We start from the raw sequence: 14350 nt of genomic DNA, 5'->3' as shown, positions 1-14350 counted from the left end.
AGCCGCTCTCACGACGTCGAGGATTGGTGTGGCCGAATGCGTATATCTGCTCCGATTACCGTGTCGGCCCTGGTAGTGGCGGGTCTCGTCGTCACGGGATCGGGTACCAACACCACCGATGAGACCACGGCACCGCAGGCTACCGACGCGTTACTCGCCGCTTCCAACGGTCCCGGCGGCACGGGCAACGCGCCAGACAACACCAAGGAAGCCGAGCTGTCCCGGACAGTCGGCCTGCTGCCGGTAACCCCCCAGACGCCGCGCAAACTCACGGCAATGACGCCGCCCGCCGACGGTAACGCCCCCTTCGCCGGAACGGTTCCGCTTCGTGACATCGTGTTGCCCGCCACCGGCGGCGCGCTCGGCATCCCGGAAATCGTGCTCGCGGCCTATCGCAACGCGGAGCTGGCAATGGAATCGGCGGCGCCGGACTGCGGCCTGCCGTGGAATCTGCTCGCGGGAATCGGACGGATCGAATCGGGTCACGCGAGCGGCGGGCGAACCGACGCCGCGGGCACGACGGTCACCCCGATCTTCGGCCCGGCGCTCGACGGCACCCTGCCCGGCAACGAGGTCATCCAGGCCACCGACGGCGGCTACGTGCGCGCGCTCGGGCCGATGCAGTTCCTGCCGAGCACGTGGAGCCACTACGCCTCCGACGGCAACGGCGACGGGGTCGCCGATCCGCACAACGTCTTCGACGCGACCGTCGCGGCGGGTAAGTACCTGTGCTCGGGCGGGCTGAACCTGCGCGACCCGGCACAGGAACTGCGGGCCGTGCTGCGCTACAACAACTCGATGTCCTACGCCGCCAACGTCTTGAGCTGGTCGGCGGCCTATCGCACCGGCGGCAAGCCGAGCCAGGACCGCATCTACCCCGGTCTGATCCCGCCAGGTCAGGCGCCGAATCCGGACATGCTGGCGGCGAACAGGACGACGCCGAGCCCGTCCACCCAGGCCGAGTTGCCGCCGAACCCGCCGACCACGGTCGACCCGGCCGCCCCGACCCAGGTGATGATCACCATCCCCGGCCTGCCGCCGATCCCGTGCGGCATCTTCTGCCCGGCGCCCGCGCCCCCCGCGAATCCGTGTGAGACGCAGACGATTCCGGCGCCGATGCCGCGCCCGGGCGATCCCGCGCTCCCCCCGGCGGCCCAGACCTTCGGCGCGGGCGAACAGCGGGACCCGCAGGCGATAGCGCCCGCGCCCGCCTGCGCGCCGCTGATGCCCGATATCGGCGACCAGCGGGCAACCGTGCCCGCACCCGCGCCGGAGGCGGCTCCCGAGGCCGTCCCCGCCGAAACCCCGGAACCCGAACTGCCCGAGGCCCCGCAGCAGGAAGCGGCGCCCGCGCCGACGCCCCAACCGGGCATCACCCTGCCGTTCAACATCGTCATCCCGCTTCCGCCCGTCGGTCCCTGACCAAACCTCGATCGAGGTCACGAAGCAGTAACAAAAAGATCTCGAATGCGGTACCCTCTCCTAGAGTTTCAATCTTGAAAGCGGAGGAGGGCACCACACCGTGGGGCGTCACCGTAAACCTTCGACCGGTGTAAAAGTCGGCCGAACATCTGTCCTAGCTCTGTCAGGTTTGCTCCCCGCCGGCGTCATCGCCGTCGCGGGCGCCTCCGACTTGGACCCCGCCATGCAGGCGGATATCCAACCGTCCCCCGAGGAAGATCGCGACGCGCTCGGCGCGCGCCTGGCCGCCGCGCTCGACGAGACCGCGGACCACGCCATGGCGCAACAGGGCTTCCGTGCCCCGCCGGTGGTCAAAACCGTTGCGCTGCCGGACAACCGGGCGCGCGCCGAGATGCCCGCCGGGCCGCTCGGCATTCCCGGCATCGCGGTCGCCGCCTATCAGAACGCCGAACAGGTCTTGCACACCGAGGATCCCGAATGCGGGATGTCCTGGTCGATGCTCGCCGGTATCGGCCGGGTGGAGTCGACCCACGCCTTCGGCGGCAAGGCCGATGCCGACGGCAATCCGCTCGCACCGGTCTACGGCCCGGTGCTCGACGGCTCGCTGTACGGCAACCACGTCATCCACGACAGCGACGACGGCGCGCTGGACGGGCTCAGCGGGTACGACCGCGCGATCGGCCCGATGCAGTTCCTGCCCGACACCTGGAAGCGCTACGCCGCCGATGGCAACAACGACGGCGTCGCCGACCCGCAGAACCTCTTCGACGCCACGCTGACGGCCGGGAAGTACCTCTGTAGCGGCGGACTCGACATGCGCGACATGTCCCAGCAGACCCGCGCGATCCTTCGCTACAACAACTCGATGGCCTACGTCGCGAACGTCATGGCGTGGGCCAACTCGTACAACAACGGCGTCGCTCCGAAGCCCGCGGAACTGCCCCGGATCTGAGACGACTAAAATCGCTGGAATGTCAGTGGTTACGGAAGCGGATGTGCGAGGAGCCCTCGCAAAGGTCGACGACCCGGAGATCCGCAAGCCGATCACCGAACTGGGCATGGTGAAGAGCATCGGGATCGGCGCCGACAGCAATGTCCACATCGAGATCTATCTGACGACGGCCGGTTGCCCGCTGCGGACCGAGATCACCCAGCGGGTCACCAAGGCCGTCGCCGACGTCGCGGGCGTCGGAGCGGTCACGGTGGAACTCGACGTCATGGACGACGAGCAGCGCACCAACCTGCGCAAGCAGTTGCGCGGCGACTCGCCCGAGCCGGTGATTCCCTTCGCCCAGCCCGGCTCGCTGACCCGCGTGTACGCGGTGGCCTCGGGTAAGGGCGGTGTCGGGAAATCCAGCGTGACCGTCAATCTCGCGGCGGCCATGGCCGCGCGCGGGTTGTCGGTCGGCGTGCTCGACGCCGATATCTACGGCCATTCGGTGCCGCGCATGCTCGGTACCGATCAGCGCCCCACCCAGGTCGAGCGCATGATCATGCCGCCCGTCGCGCACGGGGTGAAGGTCATCTCGATCGCGATGTTCACCCAGGGCAACACCCCGGTCGTCTGGCGCGGACCGATGCTGCACCGGGCACTTCAGCAGTTCCTGGCCGATGTGTTCTGGGGCGACCTCGACGTCCTGCTGCTGGATCTGCCGCCGGGGACCGGCGACGTCGCCATCTCCATCGCCCAGCTGATCCCGAACGCGGAGATCCTGGTCGTCACCACCCCGCAGCTCGCGGCCGCCGAGGTGGCCGAACGCGCCGGCTCGATCGCGTTGCAGACCCGTCAGCGCATCGCGGGCGTCGTCGAGAACATGTCCTGGCTCGATCTGCCGGACGGCACCCGGATGGATCTGTACGGATCGGGCGGCGGCCAGACCGTGGCCGACAGCCTGAGCCGCGCGGTCGGCGCGAACGTCCCGCTGCTCGGTCAGATCCCGATCGAGCAGGCGGTGCGCGAGTCCGGTGACGAGGGCACGCCGATCGTGCTGCGCGATCCCGAGAGCGCGGCGGCCAAGGCTCTGCTCGAGGTCGCCGACAAACTGGCGGTCCGGCGGCGTGGCCTGGCCGGGATGTCGCTCGGCATCGACACCACGCGTCACCTGTAATACGTCCAGGCGCGGACCGCGCGCAAGGATATGCGCGGCCCGCGCGAGGATATGCGCGCGGACCGCGCGAGGACATGTGCGACGTGTCGGCCGGTGCCAATAAGCTGATCGGCATGCTCACGCTGCTTTTCTACGTGCTGATCGTAGGCCTCGTGGCCGCGATGCTCTTCCTGCTCGCGAGTGTGGTGTTCGGGCGGGGGGAGGAACTGGGGCCGCTGCCCGAGGGCACGACGGCCACCGTGCTGCCCGCGGAGGGCATCAGCGGGGCCGATGTGCGGGCGCTGCGCTTCCAGCAGGTGGTGCGCGGATACAAGGCGGGCGAAGTGGACTGGGCGCTGGCGCGACTGGCCGCCCGCATCGATGAACTGCAACGGGAATTGGCGTACGCGCGCGGCGGTACGGCTGAGTCCGCCGTACCCGCGAGCGCGCTGCGGACCGGCCCGCAGCCCGCACCGGCTCCGGTCCCGTACCGGCATCCCTGGCCGGAGACGCCCGCGCCGCCGCGTGCGCCGTGGGGCGTGCCGTCCGGGCAATCCGATCCGCCGCCACTACCCCTGGCCGGGCTGACGAGCGCGCAACCGGTCGTCGGCCCGGCACCGGAGGTATCCCCGCCCGCGGGCACCGCACCGTTCGATCCTCGGCCCGAGCATGCTTCGGCACCACACGGACCCGAGACGCCGCACCGGGGCGCGCCCGCCGATCCGGGAGCGCGACGACCGGACTCGGGGCAGAACGGCGATTCCGCGCGACCCCGTGACCACTCGACCCCCGATTCGCCGTGACCGCCACGCCGATGAGCGACGGCCGATTTCGGTGCCCCTGGGCGGAGTCTTCTCAGCTGTATCGCGATTACCACGATCAGGAGTGGGGCCGTCCGCTGCACGGTGACGACGCCATGTTCGAGAGAATGTGCCTGGAGGCATTCCAGTCCGGGCTCGCGTGGATCACCATCCTGCGTAAGCGCCCCGCCTTCCGGACAGCATTTTCCGGATTCTCCATCGAACGGGTCGCCGAGTTCGGCGACGATGATGTGGCGCGATTGCTCGCCGATACCGGCATCGTGCGCAACCGGGCGAAAATCGAGGCAGCCATCGCCAATGCCGAGGTTGCCCGCGCCCTCGACACCGGCCTCGACGAGCTGATCTGGTCGTTCGCCCCGCCCGCGCGCCCGCGCCCGCGCGAACTGGCCGAAGTGCCCGCGACCAGCCCCGAATCCATCGCTCTTGCAAAAGAATTGAAGAAACGCGGATTTCGTTTCATCGGACCGACGACCGCGTATGCGTTGATGCAGGCCACCGGAATGGTCGACGACCATCTGAGCGATTGCTGGATCCGCTGAAGCCGTCGGATCACCGACCTCCCGGTCACATTTCGAACTCAGGTATCCGTCGAGATCGGCAATAGGGAAGAATAGATCGGTGTAGCTCGCCAAATGCCGGCGAGCTCGCTGGTTGGTGACAACTGGAGTTCCAAGAAAGTGCGCAGAAAACCGCGCAGATCTGGAGGGAGCAGAGGATGGCGGCCATGAAGCCCCGCACCGGGGATGGTCCCCTCGAGGCAACCAAAGAAGGGCGTGGAATCGTTATGCGGGTTCCACTCGAGGGTGGCGGGCGTCTGGTCGTCGAACTCACGCCGGATGAGGCAGCGGCGCTCGGCGACGAACTGAAGAGTGTCACGAGCTAGCCGGCCGCAGCGAAGCGAGTGCCGGGCCGAGGGCGGCCCTTCCGATGATCCCGACGAATCGGGATCGGACGAGGCCGCCCATGCACCCGGCACTCGCTGATGTGGCCGCCCTGTTGGCGTGCCCGGAATGCGGTCTCGAACTCGAGGCCGCCGACCGGGCGTTGCGCTGCGGGAGCGGGCACAGTTTCGACATCGCCAAACAGGGCTACGTCAGCCTGTTGACCGGCTCGTCGACCAAGATGACAGGCGATACGCCCGCCATGCTGGACGCTCGTGCGGCGTTCCAGGGTGCGGGACATTTCGCGCCGATCGCGCAGGCTGTGGTCGGCGCGATCGGCGCGACTCTCGACGACGCCGGACCGGCGGCCCCGATAGTGGAGGTGGGCGCCGGAACCGGCTACTACCTCACCGCGATCCTCGACGCGGTGCCGGGATCCCTCGGCATCGCGGTGGACGTCGCCAAACCGGCGGCCCGCCGCTGCGCCCGCGCGCATCCTCGCGCGGCGTCGGTGCTCGCGGACGCCTGGCGAGGTCTGCCCCTGCGCGCCGATACCGTGTCCGGGGTCCTCGCGGCCTTCGCCCCGCGCAATCCGGCCGAGGTGGCGCGGGTACTCGAACCCGGCGGCCGATTCGTCGTCGTCACACCCACATCCCGACACCTGGGCGAACTCGTCGGCCGACTGGGCATGGTGACGGTGGATCCGGACAAACAGCAACGCCTCACCGAATCACTCGCCGGACTTTTCTCCCCGATCGATCGGGTGCGCGTGGAATATCCGATGACACTGTCGCGCACCGATATCGCGCATGTCGTCGGCATGGGCCCGTCGGCATTCCACGCCGCCGACGAGTCGAGGAACGCCGCGCTCGACACGCTCGACGAGAACACGGAAGTGACCGCCTCGGTGGTGGTCGCCGCCTACCGTCCGATATGAGGGCGGATCAGAATTTGCGTACCTGGTCGTACACGTCGACGGTGCGCGCGGCGATGGCGGCCCAGTCGAATTCCGCGATGGCCCTTGCCCGCCCGGCCGCGCCGAATTGCGCGGCGAGCGCCGGATTCCCCGCGACCTCGTTGACCGCGTCCGCGAGGGCGCGCTCGTAGTCGGCCGCGGTGGCCGGGTCGTAGTGGACCAGCCGCCCGTTGCGTCCGTCGCCGACGACCTCCGGAATCCCGCCGACGTCGGAGGCGACCACCGCCGTGGCGCAGGCCATGGCTTCCAGATTGACGATGCCGAGCGGTTCGTACACCGAGGGACACACGAAAACGGTGGCGGCGGCGAGTATCTGCCGGATCTGCTCGATGGGCAACATCTCCCTGACCCAGAAGACATTGCCGCGGCGCTGCCGCAATTCGTCGACGGCCGCGGCGGTCTCGACTTCGAGTTCCCTCGTGTCGGGGGCTCCCGCGCAGAGCACGAGTTGGATATCCGGATCGAAATCGCGGGCGGCGGCCAGCAGATGCCCGACACCCTTCTGCCGGGTGATCCGTCCGACGAACGCCGCGATGGGCAGGTCGGTACGCACCCCCAGTTCGGCCAGTACCGGCCTGGCGTCCGCGTCGGCGGGGCCGGGATGCCACAGGGTCGCGTCGATCCCGTTGTGCACCACGTGGACCCGCCCCGGGTCCAGCGCCGGGTACGCGTCGAGTACGTCGTGGCGCATACCCTCGCTCACCGCGATGACCGCGTCGGCGTGTTCGACCGCGTTGCGCTCCGACCACGACGAGAGCCGGTAGCCGCCGCCGAGCTGCTCGGCCTTCCAGGGACGTCGCGGTTCGAGCGAATGCGCGGTGAGCACGTGCGGGATCCCGTACAGCGTCGCGGCCAGATGCCCCGCGAGCCCGGTGTACCAGGTGTGGGAATGCACCACGTCGACGTGTCCGGCGGCGTCGGCCATGCGCAGCTGCGCCGACATCATCTGCATGGCGGCGTTGGCCGCGTACAGCATCGGATCGGGTTGGTGCACCACGGCATCGGTGCGGGGCACGCCCATGCAGTGCACGGTGACATCGCAGAGCACGCCGAGTCGATCGACGAGCTGCGTGACGTGCACGCCCGCGCCGCCGTACACCTCGGGTGGATACTCCCGGGTCAGCATGGCGACCCGCAATCGGTCGCCCGGGGTGACATCGCTGTCCCGCGGCCCGTCTCCGGCCGCCGTCAATGCTTCGCGTGACTGCTCGGCTTCACCGGATCCCGCCGCCGAGCGCCCGCCGTCCGTGCCGAAACTCACGGTCTCAAAGTAGACGCTCGGCTCTGCGGGGGCCACTCACACCCGCACTTCACGGTAGTTTGGCAAATGTGAGGAGCCAGCCGCACGTACTCGGGATCGTGCTCGCCGGTGGCGAGGGCAAGCGCCTGTTTCCACTGACCGCGGATCGCGCCAAGCCTGCGGTCCCCTTCGGGGGTGCGTATCGCCTGATCGACTTCGTCTTGAGCAACTTGGTGAACGCGGGATTTCTACGGCTGTGCGTACTGACCCAGTACAAGTCGCATTCGTTGGACAGACATATCTCTCAGACCTGGCGACTGTCCGGTTTCGCGGGTGAGTACATCACCCCGGTTCCGGCCCAGCAACGGCTCGGCCCGCGCTGGTACACGGGCAGCGCGGACGCGATCATGCAGTCGCTGAACCTGATCTACGACGAGGATCCGTCCTACATCGTGGTCTTCGGCGCCGATCACGTGTACCGGATGGATCCGGAGCAGATGCTGTCGCACCACATCGAATCCGGTGCGGGCGTGACGGTGGCGGGCATCAGGGTGCCGCGTAGCGAGGCGAGCGCCTTCGGCTGCATCGATTCCGACGAGTCGGGTCGGATCACCCAGTTCCTGGAGAAACCGGCCCATCCGCCGGGCACCCCGGACGACCCGAACGTGACCTTCGCCTCCATGGGCAACTACGTGTTCACCACCAAGGTGCTCGTCGATTCCATTCGCGCCGACGCCGAGAACTCCGACTCCGATCACGATATGGGCGGCGACATCATCCCGTCGCTGGTTGCGGCGGGCCAGGCGGGCGTCTACGACTTCGCCGACAACGACGTGCCAGGCGCCACCGACCGTGACCGCGGGTACTGGCGCGACGTCGGCACCATCGACGCGTTCTACGACGCCCACATGGATCTGGTGTCGGTGCATCCGGTGTTCAACCTGTACAACCGGCACTGGCCGATCCGCGGTGCGGCGGAGAATCTGCCACCCGCCAAATTCGCGCAGGGCGGGCTCGCGCAGGAATCCATCATCGGCGCGGGCAGCATCCTCTCGGCGGCGACCGTGCGCAATTCGGTGCTGAGTTCGAATGTGGTGATAGACGACGGCGCGACCGTCGAGGGCAGTGTGCTGATGCCGGGCGTGCGCATCGGACGCGGCGCGGTGGTGCGTCGCGCCATTCTCGACAAGAACGTGGTGGTCGCCGAGGGCGAGATCATCGGTGTCGACCTCGAACGCGACCGGGAACGATTCGCGGTGAGCAACGGCGGCGTCGTCACCGTCGGCAAGGGAATCTGGGTCTGACCCGACCGGGGTCGGGCGCGCCGTTCACGGTGTGCGCGGCACCGGGCAGAACGGCTCGCAAGGGCCGGGTGTGCGCGGGGCCGTCGGCCGGTCGCGATTCCCGAAATCCGCGTTGCTCACCACGATCAGCACGAGAACCGCCGCGACCAGCACGAGCACCAACACGACGGTCGTGCCGCCCCAATCGACGCCGTCGTCGTTGTTCTGGAACATCACGGCCTCTCTCGGGCTGGCGGGCGACTCTCCAGCCTGGCGGGCGACTCTCCAGCCTGGCAGGACGGGTGACGTCGACGGATTCGCCCGGTCAGGGAGCCTGCGGCGCGAGCGTACAGAAGGGCTCACAGCTTCCCGACGCGGGCGGAGCCTTCGGCGGACCGGTGTCGAAGTCGGCGTTGCTCACCAACAGAAGCACAATCACCGCCGCCGCGACAATCAGGAAGAAGACGCCGAAGATCGACGTCAGCCAACTCGGCGTCGAACGCTCGGTGGCTATATGGCCGAGATGGGCTGTTGTCTCGGTGAATTCGGAACTACGTTGCCAGATCATGCGATACCTCTAACTCGATTGGTTCCCGCTTACCCAGCGCAATCGAGTTCACGCGCCCCGCGTGGCTATTCCACACGCGAGCGGCCATACGGCGGCCATACGCACCAGTTCATCGATTTCCGAATCCATGTCCTCGGCCATCGACGCTGCCCTGCCGACGGCGGCCACGGTGGGCAGACCCGAACTTCGCGCGCGCAGCGCGAACACCAGCGCGACGGCGGTCTCCAGCGTCCGCTGTTCGGGCTCCGGCATCCCCCGTGCCGCGATGGCCGCGCGGACCTCCGGCGGGAGGGCGCGGGTGTGACGGGACAGGATCAGCATGCAATCGCGGATCTCGACCACGGTGCGGTACACGGGGTAGCGGCTGTCGGCGCGATCGATTCCCGGTGCGCGATGCACGATTTCCGGGCAGGCGGCGGTGAGTTCGGACCACAGCGGCAGCAATTGTTTCCCACGCCGCGACCAGCCGTCGAGCCGCACTCGTTCCAGACCCGACCGGATCAGCGGAGCGGCGTAGAACACGGTGCCCGCCAGCACCGTCGGGAAGATCAGGTCGTTGTCGACGATCCCCTGCAACCGGGTGAGGGGCGTGCGGTGACCTGTTCCGAGCAGCACCGCCGCCACCGTGCGACTGACCGCCTGGACGACACTGACGATCCCGACCCCGATGACCATCACGTGCAGCGCCGTCTCGATTCGATCCCCGCCCATCGACAGCCCGGCCCTGCCGAGCGCGATGAATTCGACTCCGACCAGCAGAGCCAACGGCACCGCGCCCCCGAAGTAGACGAAGGCCATCGATTCCGCGCTGTCGCCGCGCACCAGGGCGGCGGGATCCTCGGCCAGGCCGAGCACCACGGCGGACAGCACCCAGAGTCCGGTGGTAGCGGCGAGCGCGATCCCGGGGACCGGACGATCACGTCCGTCACGGGCGAACAGCACACCGGCCGCGGAACTGGCGGCGAACGCGACAACACTGAGCTGGTACATCAGCAGTACCGAGAGATGTCCACCCGTCGCGACCGTGATCAGCCGCTGGCAGTTCGGTTCGCGCAGGGTGCAGTTCACCAGTCCGAGGCCGATGATGGCGGCCAACTGCCGATCCGCGCCGGTCTGGTCGAAGTACAGCGCGCGCAGGACGACCACGGGCCATGCCACGAGCAGGGCGGCGGACGACAGCGCCGCGGGCCAACCGGTGTGCACGGTCGATCGAAACCTCCGGTCAGCCGCGCGAGGCGCAGAGCAGACCGTCACCGACGGGGATCAGCACACTGGTGAGTTCGGGGTCCTCGGCGATGGCGCGGGTGGCGGCCCTGACCGCGACGGTGGCGGGATCTCGCTGGGAGGAATCGGGGACACGACCGCCGAGCAACGCGTTGTGGAAGATGATCGCCCCGCCCTCCCTGAGTAATCGCACGGCTTGACCGACGTACTGCGGGTGTTCCAGGGGCGCGGCGTCGATGAAGACCAGGTCGTAGGCGCCGTCGGCCAGCCGCGGCAGCACATCGAGGGCCCGGCCGTTGATCAGCCTGGTGCGCGCGGGGGGAATCTCGGCGGCACGGAAGGCCTCCTTGGCCGCGCGCTGGTGTTCGGGCTCGGAATCGATCGTGGTGAGCGTGCCGTCCTCGCGCATGCCGTCGAGCAACCACAGGCCGCTGATACCGGCGCCGGTGCCGACCTCGACGACCGCGCGCGCGCCGAGCAACTGCGCGTACATGCTGAGCAGCGCCCCGACCGACGGCGGCACCGGCGCCGCGCCCAGCTCGGTGGCCCGTTCGCGCGCGCTCACCAGGATGTCGTCCTCCACGACGGATTCTTCCACGTAGGAGAGATTTCGCTCCAAGTTCGATGCCACCGTATGAGGCTAGCTTCCCGGCCTCCCCGCGTCTTTCCGCCGCTCGTGAGTGTGTGAGCATAGTTTTCCGCCGTCGCCGCCGATCCGCGCCCGCCGTCGCGCCCGGCCGCCCGGCCACCTGGTCATCTGCGGCTTTCCCGGTCCGCGCGGGCGGATTCGCACGGTCACACTTCCGGAAAGACAAATTTCTCAGGTGTCCCTCAGGATCTCCATAACCGGGGCATATCAGGACAGGAAAGAGTGGGAACACGCAAGACCATCAGACCGTTTACACGGGACCAGGGAACAACGACATACAGGTAGTCGGTTGTATCCCTAGGTGGGGGTCCGGGATTCCGGATCAACACGACCGTCGCGAACGTTTACGGTCCCGAGTAGGAGGTAGCCCCATCCACATGGTCAAAGGTTCCTTTGCGACATTGCCGGGGCACTCGGGGGACTACTCGGGGAAAAGCCCGGAGGCGAACCCGCTGCCGAATACGGCCGGCTCCACCGCGGAGGCTCGTCCCGCAGCGGTGAGCGAATACGCGACACTTCCCGATCACATCCCGCCGTTCGACAGCGAACGGCCCGACGAGAACGCCCTGCCCGAACCCGGCGAACTGACCGGAACCGCGGCCTTCGACGCCACCGGCGACCGCGCCGCGATGCCGTCATGGGACGAACTGGTCCGCGAACACGCCGACCGGGTGTACCGACTGGCCTACCGCCTCTCCGGTGACGCGCAGGACGCCGAGGACCTCACCCAGGAAACCTTCATCCGGGTCTTCCGCTCGCTGTCGAACTATCAGCCGGGCACCTTCGAGGGCTGGCTGCACCGCATCACCACCAACCTGTTCCTCGACATGGTGCGCAGACGCAACCGGATCAGGATGGAGGCGCTACCCGAGGATTACGAGCGGGTGCCCGCCGAAGGACCGACCCCCGAGGACGCCTACCACGACGCCAGACTCGACCCCGACCTGCAATCCGCGCTGGACTCGCTGGCGCCGGAGTTCCGCGCGGCGGTCGTGCTCTGCGATATCGAGGGCCTGTCCTACGAGGAGATCGGCGCGACGCTCGGAGTCAAACTCGGCACCGTGCGCAGCCGCATCCATCGAGGGCGTCAGGCATTGCGCGACCACCTTGCGCATAATGGATCTCAGCAGCGGTTCACCGCTGACGCGAATCTCGGGTGATCGGTCGCAAACCGGCATCACCCGCGCAGGTGATCGATGTCGGTTGGAAGGGTGAGCACCGAATGAGTGGTGAGTCCAGCGCGTCCGGTCCTTCACCGCGTTTCCGTCCCACCGAACATCTGGCCAGCGAGGCGATCGCGGCCTATGTGGACGGGGAACTGCGGATGAACGCGTACCTGCGCGCCGCTCAACATCTGTCCCTGTGTCCCGAATGCGCGGCCGAGGTGGACGCGCAGCAGCAGGCGCGGATCGCGCTGCGCCAGTCCGGTCAGGTATCGATTCCCACCGGACTGCACGACAGCCTGACCCGTATTCCGCTCGCCGAGCTGCCCGGCACCAACGGCGCGGCTCATCAGCGGGCCGGGAACGCCCGAAACGAGGCTGTTTTCGGTTTCCTGGCGGATTCGTTCACCACGACCCGGTGGGCCAACTGGTGGCGCAAGTAGAGTTTGGCGAGTGACCACCGAATCACCGAACACCGGACCCGTGTCTGACGCGCCCGCCGCGGGCGACACCCCCGATTCGGCGGCCGACAGGGGGAACCTGAGGCCGTCGGACGCACCCGTGCTCGGTCCCCGGCCGGTCTATCGGCCCCACGTCGACTCCCACACCACGCACGCGTTCCGCCGCCCGAGCGGCCAGACGGGGTCCTTCTCCGCGAACCGGCCCGCGAGCACCGGCGGCGCGGGTATCGCGCCGCTCGGTCCCGAATTGCAGAACCGTCCACCGGACGCCGTGCTCGCCGAGGCGTTCGGCAGGCCCGAGGGTTCGAACGAACTGTTGCAACGCCAGCCCGATTCGGGGGACACGCCCGACGGCGCACCGGGTCGTGTCGATCCGTGGCGCGATCCGAACTCCTCCGCCGCGCTCGGCGCTCCCGCCGTCGCGACGCCGCGGGTCGAGCCGCTGCCGCAGTCGCGCCGACTCACCGCGCGCGAAGTGCTGTTCGGCTCGCGGGTGGCCCCCAAGGCATTGGCCGTGCTCGCGGTCGTCGCGCTCGCCATCGGCCTGATCGGCGGACTGGTCGGGCGGCTCACGGCCGAGGCGTCGACCAACCTCACCTCACGCACGGTGAGCCTGCGCCAGAGCGATGCCACCGAACGTCCGCACGGGCTGATCTCCCAGGTCGCCAATGCCGTTCTGCCGTCGGTGGTTTCGATTCGGGTGACGGTCGGCGAGAACGGCGCGACCGGTTCCGGCGTCGTCATCGACGGCGAGGGTTACGTGGTCACCAACAATCACGTGATCTCGATGGCCGCGCAGGACAAGAGCAACAGGGCCGCGATCCAGGTCACCTTCTCCGACAGCACCCGGGTGCCCGCCACTATCGTCGGACGCGATCCGAAGACCGATCTGGCCGTACTCAAGGTCGATGTGAAGAACCTCACGGTGGCGAAACTCGGGCGCTCCCAGGACGTGCAGGTCGGCGACGACGTGCTCGCCATCGGCTCCCCCCTCGGGCTGAGCAAGACCGTCACCTCCGGCATCGTCAGCGCGCTGCACCGTCCGGTGAAACTCCAGGGCGAGGGCAGCGATACCAACGCGGTGATCGATGCCGTGCAGACCGACGCCTCCATCAACCCGGGTAACTCCGGCGGCGCGCTGGTCGACATGGAGGGCCGGGTCATCGGCATCAACTCCGCGATCCGCAGTGAGACCGGCGGTTCGGTCGGCCTCGGCTTCGCCATCCCGGTGGACGTGATGACCGATGTCGCGCAGAACCTGATCAAGAGCGGTCAGATGCATCACCCGATGATCGGTGTGAGCGCCCGCACCAAGACCGTCGCCAACGACGTGATGAGCGGCGCGGCGGTGGCCGACGTGGCGCCGGACGGACCCGCGGCGAAGGCCGGGATCGTCGAGGGAGATGTCATCGTCAAGGTCGGCGATCGCGAGGTGACAGGTCCGGAGGAGCTGACCGTCGCGGTGCAGGCCCACAAGATCGGCGACCGGGTGAACGTGCAGTTGATTCGAGACGGCAGGCAGGTCGACGTGCCTGTCACGCTGGAATCCGACTGAGTCGCGACCCCCGCGCCAGG

At 68.3% G+C, this 14350-nt stretch carries 15 protein-coding genes and 1 pseudogene; 11 read left to right on the top strand and 5 right to left on the bottom strand.

Going from position 1 to position 14350, the window contains the following annotated elements; all coding sequences use genetic code 11:
- Window positions 1–36: 36 nt before the first annotated feature.
- The 7 genes and pseudogenes from JZ792_RS09495 to JZ792_RS09465 all read left to right on the top strand — a co-directional run bounded on the left by JZ792_RS09495 (window position 37) and on the right by JZ792_RS09465 (window position 6148).
- Window positions 37–1422: a lytic transglycosylase domain-containing protein gene (locus JZ792_RS09495; RefSeq protein ID WP_216908978.1), complete on the top strand. Its 1386-nt coding sequence runs from the start codon at window positions 37–39 to the stop codon at window positions 1420–1422.
- Window positions 1423–1522: 100 nt separating this feature from the next.
- Window positions 1523–2374, top strand: coding sequence for a lytic transglycosylase domain-containing protein (locus tag JZ792_RS09490; protein ID WP_216908976.1), 852 nt, complete (start codon window positions 1523–1525; stop codon window positions 2372–2374).
- A gap of 19 nt (window positions 2375–2393) precedes the next feature.
- A complete protein-coding gene (locus tag JZ792_RS09485; protein ID WP_216908974.1) occupies window positions 2394–3530 on the top strand; it encodes an Mrp/NBP35 family ATP-binding protein in 1137 nt (378 codons plus the stop codon).
- 113 nt (window positions 3531–3643) lie between these two features.
- Window positions 3644–3958, top strand: a pseudogene (locus tag JZ792_RS09480) (DivIVA domain-containing protein); the annotation flags it as partial.
- A 365-nt stretch (window positions 3959–4323) separates the two neighbouring features.
- Window positions 4324–4869, top strand: a complete 546-nt coding sequence (locus JZ792_RS09475) for a DNA-3-methyladenine glycosylase I (RefSeq protein ID WP_216908972.1) — start codon at window positions 4324–4326, stop codon at window positions 4867–4869.
- A 176-nt stretch (window positions 4870–5045) separates the two neighbouring features.
- A complete protein-coding gene (locus JZ792_RS09470; RefSeq protein WP_011211259.1) occupies window positions 5046–5213 on the top strand; it encodes a DUF3117 domain-containing protein in 168 nt (55 codons plus the stop codon).
- Window positions 5214–5293: 80 nt separating this feature from the next.
- Window positions 5294–6148: a putative RNA methyltransferase gene (locus JZ792_RS09465; RefSeq protein WP_216908970.1), complete on the top strand. Its 855-nt coding sequence runs from the start codon at window positions 5294–5296 to the stop codon at window positions 6146–6148.
- A 7-nt stretch (window positions 6149–6155) separates the two neighbouring features.
- On the opposite strand, the gene glgA is transcribed toward JZ792_RS09465, so the two are convergent.
- A complete protein-coding gene (gene glgA, locus JZ792_RS09460; protein WP_254189580.1) occupies window positions 6156–7325 on the bottom strand; it encodes a glycogen synthase in 1170 nt (389 codons plus the stop codon).
- A 191-nt stretch (window positions 7326–7516) separates the two neighbouring features.
- Between glgA and glgC the strand changes: the two genes are divergently transcribed.
- Window positions 7517–8731: a glucose-1-phosphate adenylyltransferase gene (glgC, locus tag JZ792_RS09455; RefSeq protein ID WP_216908968.1), complete on the top strand. Its 1215-nt coding sequence runs from the start codon at window positions 7517–7519 to the stop codon at window positions 8729–8731.
- Window positions 8732–8755: 24 nt separating this feature from the next.
- Here glgC and JZ792_RS09450 read toward each other — a convergent pair whose 3' ends face one another.
- The 4 genes from JZ792_RS09450 to JZ792_RS09435 form a co-directional block, all read right to left on the bottom strand.
- Window positions 8756–8944: a hypothetical protein gene (locus JZ792_RS09450; RefSeq protein ID WP_216908966.1), complete on the bottom strand. Its 189-nt coding sequence runs from the start codon at window positions 8942–8944 to the stop codon at window positions 8756–8758.
- A 91-nt stretch (window positions 8945–9035) separates the two neighbouring features.
- Window positions 9036–9278 carry a hypothetical protein gene (locus tag JZ792_RS09445; RefSeq protein WP_109528491.1) on the bottom strand — a complete coding sequence of 81 codons (243 nt, stop codon included), beginning with the start codon at window positions 9276–9278 and terminating at the stop codon, window positions 9036–9038.
- A 48-nt stretch (window positions 9279–9326) separates the two neighbouring features.
- A complete protein-coding gene (locus tag JZ792_RS09440; RefSeq protein ID WP_216908964.1) occupies window positions 9327–10481 on the bottom strand; it encodes a DUF6545 domain-containing protein in 1155 nt (384 codons plus the stop codon).
- A 19-nt stretch (window positions 10482–10500) separates the two neighbouring features.
- Complete coding sequence (locus JZ792_RS09435; protein ID WP_216908962.1) at window positions 10501–11133, bottom strand: O-methyltransferase; 633 nt, start codon at window positions 11131–11133, stop codon at window positions 10501–10503.
- A gap of 545 nt (window positions 11134–11678) precedes the next feature.
- Here JZ792_RS09435 and sigE point away from each other — a divergent pair.
- From sigE to JZ792_RS09420, 3 genes are all read left to right on the top strand, one after another.
- Window positions 11679–12311 carry an RNA polymerase sigma factor SigE gene (gene sigE, locus JZ792_RS09430; RefSeq protein ID WP_216909114.1) on the top strand — a complete coding sequence of 211 codons (633 nt, stop codon included), beginning with the start codon at window positions 11679–11681 and terminating at the stop codon, window positions 12309–12311.
- A 62-nt stretch (window positions 12312–12373) separates the two neighbouring features.
- Window positions 12374–12757: a hypothetical protein gene (locus JZ792_RS09425; protein ID WP_216908960.1), complete on the top strand. Its 384-nt coding sequence runs from the start codon at window positions 12374–12376 to the stop codon at window positions 12755–12757.
- A gap of 10 nt (window positions 12758–12767) precedes the next feature.
- On the top strand, window positions 12768–14330 hold the full coding sequence (locus JZ792_RS09420; protein WP_216908958.1) for a S1C family serine protease: 1563 nt from the start codon (window positions 12768–12770) through the stop codon (window positions 14328–14330).
- Window positions 14331–14350: the final 20 nt, after the last annotated feature.

This window comes from Nocardia noduli (assembly GCF_019038455.1).
Taxonomy (GTDB): Bacteria; Actinomycetota; Actinomycetes; order Mycobacteriales; family Mycobacteriaceae; genus Nocardia; species Nocardia noduli.
This window is presented reverse-complemented; position numbering and strand designations above follow the sequence as displayed.

Bases quoted from the DNA above. Each gene is read 5' to 3' on its own strand.
- JZ792_RS09495 (WP_216908978.1), top strand. From the start codon at position 37: ATGCGTATATCTGCTCCGATTACCGTGTCGGCCCTGGTAGTGGCGGGT.
- JZ792_RS09485 (WP_216908974.1), top strand. From the start codon at position 2,394: ATGTCAGTGGTTACGGAAGCGGATGTGCGAGGAGCCCTCGCAAAGGTC.
- JZ792_RS09475 (WP_216908972.1), top strand. From the start codon at position 4,324: ATGAGCGACGGCCGATTTCGGTGCCCCTGGGCGGAGTCTTCTCAGCTG.
- JZ792_RS09470 (WP_011211259.1), top strand. From the start codon at position 5,046: ATGGCGGCCATGAAGCCCCGCACCGGGGATGGTCCCCTCGAGGCAACC.
- JZ792_RS09465 (WP_216908970.1), top strand. From the start codon at position 5,294: ATGCACCCGGCACTCGCTGATGTGGCCGCCCTGTTGGCGTGCCCGGAA.
- JZ792_RS09450 (WP_216908966.1), bottom strand. From the start codon at position 8,944: ATGTTCCAGAACAACGACGACGGCGTCGATTGGGGCGGCACGACCGTC.
- JZ792_RS09445 (WP_109528491.1), bottom strand. From the start codon at position 9,278: ATGATCTGGCAACGTAGTTCCGAATTCACCGAGACAACAGCCCATCTC.
- JZ792_RS09425 (WP_216908960.1), top strand. From the start codon at position 12,374: ATGAGTGGTGAGTCCAGCGCGTCCGGTCCTTCACCGCGTTTCCGTCCC.